Genomic DNA, 673 nt, shown 5'->3' with positions numbered 1-673 from the left:
CGGACGTTGAGGTGGATGCCGTCGGCCCACACATACACATAGTCGACCTCGGACAGGTCACGGTCCATGAACGCTGTGTGGTCGGCCTGCCACTGCTGGGTCAGCCGGGTGACCGTCGCCGGGGAGAGCCCGGCGGAGGAGCCGAGGAACTGCTCCAGAGCGGGTACGAAGTCGCCAGAGGACAGGCCGTGCAGGTAGAGCAGTGGCAGCACCTCGCTGATCTTCGGGGACTTGCGGCACCACGGCGGCAGGATCGCGGACGAGAACCGCTTGCGCTCGCCGGTGGCTTCGTCGACGCGTTTGTCGTTCACTCGCGGTGCCTTCACCTCGACCGCGCCGGCCGCGGTGGTGACCTTCCGGGGCTGGTGGTAGCCGTTGCGGACCACCATGCGGCGCCCCTTGTCGTCGCGCTCGTCAGCCAACTCGGCTATGTAGGCGTTGACTTCGGCTTCCAGAGCGGCGGCCAGCATCCGCCGTGCGCCTTCCCGGACGATCTCATCCAGCAGCGAGCTGCCGCTTGGCGTGGTGCCGTCCTCGTTGACTACCGTAAGCACGGGCGTCCCTTCCCGACCGACGCGGCAACGTCGGCCTTGCTCGATGACCTATCAATCGATCCATCGGGAAGGTACGCCCCCTTCCGTCAGGAGTGATCCACAGGTATTGAGCATTGCTC

At 66.1% G+C, this 673-nt stretch carries 1 protein-coding gene; it reads right to left on the bottom strand.

The annotated features are described in order from the left end of the window. The coding region (locus VXC91_RS46485; RefSeq protein ID WP_329513349.1) for a transposase at positions 1-554 on the bottom strand (554 nt) is incomplete at its 3' end. Positions 555-673 lie beyond the last annotated feature (119 nt).

Source organism: Streptomyces chiangmaiensis (assembly GCF_036281785.1).
In the GTDB taxonomy this organism is placed as follows: domain Bacteria; phylum Actinomycetota; class Actinomycetes; order Streptomycetales; family Streptomycetaceae; genus Streptomyces; species Streptomyces chiangmaiensis.
The sequence above is the reverse complement of the archived record's forward strand: the minus strand, read 5'-3'. Positions and strand labels throughout refer to the sequence as shown.